Genomic DNA, 6578 nt, shown 5'->3' on the forward strand with positions numbered 1-6578 from the left:
GGGTCCCCCCGGACGGAGTCCGGGGGCTGGTCACACGCCCCGCGGGCTCGCATAGAAGACCAGGCGGTACTTTCCGATCTGGACTTCGTCGCCGTTGGACAGCTGGACCGAGTCGATGCGCTCACGGTTGACGTAGGTGCCGTTGAGGCTGCCGACATCACCCACGGTGAAGCTACCGTCCGGGCTCCTGCGGAACTCCACATGACGCCGCGACACGGTCACGTCATCGAGAAAGATGTCGCTCTGCGGGTGACGGCCGGCCGTGGTCAGGTCGCTGTCGAGCAGGAAGCGGCTCCCGGAGTTCGGGCCCCGCCGCACGACCAGCAGCGCCGAGCCACCGGGCAGCGCGTCGACCGCGGCCTGGGCCTCCGGGGAGAGCGAGGGCAGAGCGGTCTGGCCCGTCGCCTCCGCCTCGTACGCCTCGAGGCCGGAGATGGAGATGGTGGACGTCGTCTCCGAGGGACGCTCGGGGACACCGCCCCGCAGCGGCGCGCCGCAGTTGGAACAGAACCTGCTGGCCTCCGCGTTGCGGTGACCGCACCTCGTACAGACCGGCATCGACGAGCCCTCCGGGGTGAACCCTCCACCCGCACCCGAGGCCGATGGTTCGCCGAAACCTATGCGTCCGGCACCGGCAGGGTCAACGGACGACACGCCGTCACCACCGGGGGCGCCGGACACTTCGTCGCGGAAGAGCGGACGCTCCGCGTCCTGCTCCTCGCCCTGACCGTGGCGTGGCGCGCGGTGGCGGGCAGCACTGTTGCTGTCCTCGCGTGCGCTCTTCCCGAACAACTTCGCAAAAAACTTCACGGGCGATTCCCCTTGACCGACATAGACCCGCCCGTGGGGCAGGACGAACCCTGATTGAACACACCTGCCGACCCGGACATCTTCACAACGTCCGTATCCACCCGACAGTTTCCACCACGCACCACCAATCCGGTGCGCCGACCCCCCGCAACCGCCCGACCCGCTCCACCGGCCCTCACACTCGCCCGGCTCACGGGGATGACGACCGAGCGTAGTCAGGCCGCCGCGCCGGTCGCAAGGCGTCCACGACGATGTCGTCGGACCGCTCCACGAGCACCGTGGCCTGCTCCTTCTCCAGCGTCTGGACCACACCGCCGGGAATGTTGAGGGCGGGCTCCAGGTCCTGCGGTTTGCCGATCACCGTGAACTCGTACGGTGCCTCGATCTTCTTCCCGTCCACCTGGATGTCCCCGGCGTCCCCGGCGAAGTAGGTGCCGGCCACCACCCGCACCCCGTTGACCTGGATCGCCTCGGCCCCCGCCGCCCGCAGTTCCTGAATGGCGTCGAGCAGCATGTCGGGCGCGACCGCCCCCGAGGGGTCGGTGATCGTCAGCGTGATGCCGGGCCCCTGCGCCGCCACGGTGCCCGCGAGGATACCGAGCTGACGTTCCTTCTCCAGCGTCTGCTTCCGGGCCTCCTCGGCCTGGTCGGAGCTGTTCTCCAGCTCGGTGCGCTGATCGTCCAGGCGCTGCTTCTCGTCCTCCAGACGCTGGGTCCGGTCGTCGACCTCGTCGAGGATACGGACGAGGTCCTCCTGCCGGGCGCCGCGCAGCGCACTGTCGTCGTTGGTGGACCGCACCTGGATGGCGAGCCCCAGACCGAGCCCGAACAGCAGTACGGCGACGATCAGTTGGGCCCGGCTCAGCCGCGGGGGCCAGAGGCCCGCCAGCAGCCTCTGCCGGCCGGACACCTCCGCGGCGGGCGCCGGCGCGGGAGTGTCCGGCGCGGCGGACGCGCCGCCCTCGGCCTGTTCGCTGCGGGGATTCTCGTCGTTGTTCATCGGCCTCAAGCCCGGAAGACGTGCCGGCGGATCGCGGCGGCGTTGGAGAAGATCCGGATGCCCAGCACGACCACCACACCGGTGGAGAGCTGAGCGCCGACACCCAGTTTGTCGCCGAGGAAGACGATCAGCGCGGCCACCACGACGTTGGAGAGGAAGGAGACCACGAAGACCTTGTCGACGAAGATGCCGTCGAGCATGGCCCGCAGACCACCGAAGACGGCGTCGAGGGCGGCGACCACCGCGATCGGCAGGTAGGGCTCGACCACCGCCGGTACCTCGGGCCGGACCAACAGTCCGACCACGACTCCCACGACGAGGCCCAGTACGGCGATCACGATGTGCCCTTCCCTGTGTCTGCCGCACCATTGTCCGCGGCCTTCGGCTCTGCTGTACGGACGATCAGGCTCGGCGCGGCCGGAAGCCGCACCTCCGCCTGATCGGAGATGCTGGTGCGGATGTCGAAGCTCTCCTTGAGTGCCTGCAGGTACTGGCCGTCGGCGCTGTCCTGGAAGGCGGTCGCGAGCTTCTTGCCGTCCCCCACCGCCAGCACCGTGTACGGCGGTACGAGCGGTCTGTTGTCGACCAGTATGGCGTCGCCGGCTGCCCGGATCGCCGACAGTGCCGTCAGCCTTTGCCCGTTGATGGCGATGGCCTCGGCCCCGGATTCCCACAGGCCGTTGACGACACGCTGCATGTCCCGGTCGCGTACCCGCCCGGTGTCGGCGAAGCCGGTCGACTCGCGTGGCCCGCCGCCGCCCTGGTCGGTGTTCTTCGCGTCGTCGACGTTCAGCTTCACCCCGGGCCCCTCGACCGGCGTCGCACCAACCAGCAGCGCTACCAGCTGCCCCTGGTCCCCGCCGTGCTGCTCAAGTGCCTTGCGCTGACGTTCGCTCACATCGGCGCGGAGCTCGTCGACCTCGGACTCCAGCGTGTCCGCGGCCTGTGTCTCCGCGTCGATGCGGTCGATCAGCTCCTCGCGCTCCTTGGCGACGACCGGCGCGGAGATCCGTGCCTCGGCGGCGCCGAGGGTGACCACGAGGGCGGCCACCACCAGTCCGGCAGCCAGGCCGAGCTTCGACTTGAGCGTCCGGGGCAGCCCAGCGCTCCCGTCGGCCCTGCGCCGCGCGGAGGCCTCCGCGTACCCGTCGTCGAGGCTGTGGTCCATCACGTTGTTCAGCAGCGACATGGAGGCGTCGGGGCGTGCGGGCGGCGAGGCGGTGCTCCGATCGGGGGACTGCTGCGACATGCCGCACATCGTCGCACGTCATCACGGCTGCCGCCGAATGGCCCCACCGGTGCGCCGTGAGCCCCTGGCCGGGGCGTCGCGGCGCACCGTCTTCGCGTCAGTCTCCGGCGCTGTCCACCACCGCGGCCCACTCGTCGAGCAGTGCCTGGGCCGAGGCGTCGTCCGGTCCTTCCGCCCACAGATGGGTGACGGCCTCCGCCCGGTCGGGCAGAACCATGACCCACCGCCCGTCCGCCTCGACCACACGCACGCCGTCCGTGGTGTCCACACTGCGGTCACCGGCCGCTTCGACGACCCGGCGCATGACGAGCCCCTTGACGGCCCAGGGCGTCGCCAGGTCGCGGCGCAGGACATGCGCCCGGGGAATCCGCGCGTCGATCTGGCTCAGGGTGAGCTGCGTGCGCGCGACGAGCCCGATGAGCCGGACGAAGGCGGCGGACCCGTCGAAGACGCTGCTGAATTCGGGAACGATGAACCCTCCGCGCCCGTCTCCTCCGAAGATGGTGTCCTCTTCACGGCCCACCCGGGTCAGGTCGTCGGGCGAGGTGGTCGTCCACTCCACCTGGGTGCCGTGGTAGGCCGCCACCTGTTCGGCGACGCGCGTGGTCGTCACGGGCAGGGCGACACGACCGCTGCGCCGCTCGGCGGCGATGAGATCCAGGAGGACCAGCAGGGCCCTGTCGTCCTCGATGATCCGGCCCAGTTCGTCGACGAGGGAGAGCCGCTCGCCCACCGGGTCGAACCGCACCCCGAAGGCCGCCCGTGCGGAGGACACGATCTCCCCGAGCCGCACCAGACCGGCCCGCCGGGTGTCGGCGGACTCGGTGGGCCGTGCCTCGTCCAGTCCGGGGTTGATCGTCAGCGCGTCCACGCCGAGCCGCCCGAGCAGACTGGGCAGGACGAGCCCGGCGCTGCCGTTGGAGGCGTCGACGACGACCTTGAGCCCGGACTCCGCGATGCCCTCGACATCGACGTTCCGCAGGAGGGACCCGGTGTACGAGTCGAACACGCTGGACGGGAAGTGCAGGTCCCCGATCTCGCCGGGGAAGGCCCTGCGGTACTCCTGGCGCGCGTAGACCCGGTCGAGCTTGCGCTGCTGCGCCTGCGAGAGGTCCGCGCCCCGCTCGTCGATGAACATGATGTCCACCGAGTCGGGCACCCCGGGCGACGTACGGATCATGATGCCGCCGGCGCTGCCCCGGGCCGTCTGCTGGCGTGCCACGGGCAGCGGTACGTTCTCCAGGTCCCGGACGTCGATGGCACTGGCCTGGAGGGCCGAGATGACGGCCCGCTTGAGAGCGCGGGCGCCTCGGGAGTGGTCACGTGCCGTCGTGACCGTCGAGCCCTTCTTGAGGGTCGTGGCGTAGGCGCCGGCCAGCCGCACGGCCAGTTCCGGGGTGATCTCGACGTTCAGGATCCCGGAGACCCCGCGCGCCCCGAAGAGGTGCGCCTGTCCGCGGGACTCCCAGATCACCGAGGTGTTGACGAACGCGCCGGCCTCGATGGTCTTGAACGGGTACACCCGTACGTTGCCCTGGATGATCGACTCCTCGCCGACCAGGCATTCGTCCCCGATGACGGCGCCGTCCTCGATCCGGGCCGCACGCATGATGTCGGTGTTCTTGCCGACCACGCAGCCCCGGAGGTTGCTGTGCTGTCCGATGTAGACGTTGTCGTGCACCACCGCCTTGTGGAGGAAGGCGCCCGTCTTGACGACGACGTTCGACCCCACCACCGTGTGCTCGCGGATCTCGACGTCCGCCTCGACCTTGGCGTAGTCGCCGATGTACAGCGGCCCGCGCAGCACGGCGTCGGGGTGGACCTCAGCGCCTTCGGCGACCCACACGCCGGGCGAGATCTCGAAGCCGTCGAGTTCCACGTCGACCTTGCGCTCCAGGACGTCCGCCTGGGCCTTCACGTAGCTTTCGTGTGTGCCTACGTCTTCCCAGTAGCCCTCGGCGATATAGCCGTAGATCGGCTTGCCCTCCTTCATCAGCTGAGGGAAGACGTCACCGGACCAGTCGACCGAGGTGTCGGCCTGTACGTAGTCGAAGACCTCGGGCTCCATGACGTAGATGCCCGTGTTCACGGTGTCCGAGAAGACCTGCCCCCAGGTCGGCTTCTCCAGGAACCGCTCGACCTGACCGTTCTCGTCCACGATGGTGATCCCGAATTCCAGCGGATTGGGAACCCTGGTCAGGCAGACCGTGACGAGCCCGCCCTTTTCCTTGTGGAACGCGATGAGGTCGGTGAGGTCGAAGTCGGTGAGCGCGTCACCGGAAATGACGAGGAACGTGTCGTCCTTCAACGCCTCTTCGGCGTTCTTCACGCTGCCCGCGGTGCCGAGTGGCTTCTCCTCGTTGGCATAGGTGAGCTCCATCCCGAGCTCTTCGCCGTCCCCGAAATAGTTCTTGACGAGAGAGGCGAGGAACTGGACGGTCACTACGGTTTCACTGAGCCCATGCCTCTTGAGCAGCCGCAGGACATGCTCCATGATCGGCCTGTTGGCCACGGGCAGGAGCGGCTTGGGCATGCTCGAGGTCATGGGGCGAAGGCGCGTGCCTTCGCCGCCAGCCATCACGACGGCCTTCATGTCGGAAACGTCCTCCTAGAAGAGACGACGGTTGGCCGAGTTCGCCCGTCGGGGCATCATTCACAACGTCTGCCGCGGGCCGGCCACTCTGCGCGGCACCGCATCAACGAGCTCAATCGGCTACTGCGTCCGCCTTCACGATCCGGCGGACCTGAACCACATAGAGGATTCCTGCCCACCAGTAGAGCGTTGTACCCCATCCTGCGAACGCCCATCCGAAGACGGCGGCCAGTGTGGCCAGCCAACCACTCCCGTCGCTGAGCAGCAACAAGGGGAACGCGTACATCAGGTTGAAGGTTGCAGCTTTCCCGAGGAAGTTGACCTGCGGAGGCGGATAGCCGTGGCGTCGCAGGATGGCCACCATCACCAGGAGCATCAGTTCCCGGGCGAGAAGGGCCGCGGTGACCCAGAGGGGCAAGATCTCACGCCAGGTGAGGCCAACCAGGGTGGAAAGGATGTAGAGGCGGTCCGCCGCCGGATCCAGGAGCCGGCCGAGGCTGCTGATCTGGTTCCACTTGCGGGCGAGCTTCCCGTCGAGGTAGTCGCTGATGCCGCTGAGCATCAGTACCAGCAGCGCCCAGTTGTCGCTGTTGGGCCCTCCGAACACGGGGCGAAGAATCAGCCACAGGAAGAGCGGTACCCCGACAAGGCGAGCCATGCTGAGGATGTTGGGGATGGTGAGGACCCGGTCCGTCTGGACCCGAGTCTCCTGGACCTCCACCCGGGGGCCTCCTGTGAAACGTGCCAATGATGCCCCCTGACCCTACCCTCAGCTTCGCCCGTTCGGTGCACGGGGGTGGAGGGCGGAGAGGGCACGCAAGTACCGTGAACGCAGAAAAGCCCCGCACCATAGGTGCGGGGCTTTCCCGGAAAAATTGTTCGGCGGCGTCCTACTCTCCCACAGGGTCCCCCCTGCAGTACCATCG

General features: G+C 68.5%; 6 protein-coding genes. All 6 read right to left on the minus strand.

The genetic code is table 11. The annotated features are described in order from the left end of the window. Positions 1–30: 30 nt before the first annotated feature. Positions 31–810, minus strand: a complete 780-nt coding sequence (locus CR470_RS16785) for an FHA domain-containing protein (RefSeq protein ID WP_097868401.1) — start codon at positions 808–810, stop codon at positions 31–33. A 190-nt stretch (positions 811–1000) separates the two neighbouring features. Next, a complete protein-coding gene (locus tag CR470_RS16790; protein ID WP_097868402.1) occupies positions 1001–1810 on the minus strand; it encodes a DUF881 domain-containing protein in 810 nt (269 codons plus the stop codon). A gap of 5 nt (positions 1811–1815) precedes the next feature. Further along, positions 1816–2148 carry a small basic family protein gene (locus CR470_RS16795; protein WP_003970459.1) on the minus strand — a complete coding sequence of 111 codons (333 nt, stop codon included), beginning with the start codon at positions 2146–2148 and terminating at the stop codon, positions 1816–1818. Beyond that, positions 2145–3059 (minus strand): DUF881 domain-containing protein, encoded by a 915-nt coding sequence (locus CR470_RS16800; protein ID WP_179892275.1) that lies wholly within the window; start codon positions 3057–3059, stop codon positions 2145–2147. The genes CR470_RS16795 and CR470_RS16800 overlap by 4 nt, the downstream gene beginning before the upstream one ends. Positions 3060–3156: 97 nt before the next feature. Next, positions 3157–5652: a mannose-1-phosphate guanyltransferase gene (locus CR470_RS16805; protein ID WP_097868403.1), complete on the minus strand. Its 2496-nt coding sequence runs from the start codon at positions 5650–5652 to the stop codon at positions 3157–3159. A gap of 112 nt (positions 5653–5764) precedes the next feature. Next, entirely contained in the window at positions 5765–6373 is a 609-nt protein-coding gene (locus CR470_RS16810; RefSeq protein WP_018957757.1) for a CDP-alcohol phosphatidyltransferase family protein, read from the minus strand. Between the last annotated feature and the right edge of the window lie 205 nt (positions 6374–6578).

The sequence above is a fragment of the Streptomyces sp. rh34 genome (assembly GCF_002551245.1).
GTDB lineage: Bacteria > Actinomycetota > Actinomycetes > Streptomycetales > Streptomycetaceae > Streptomyces.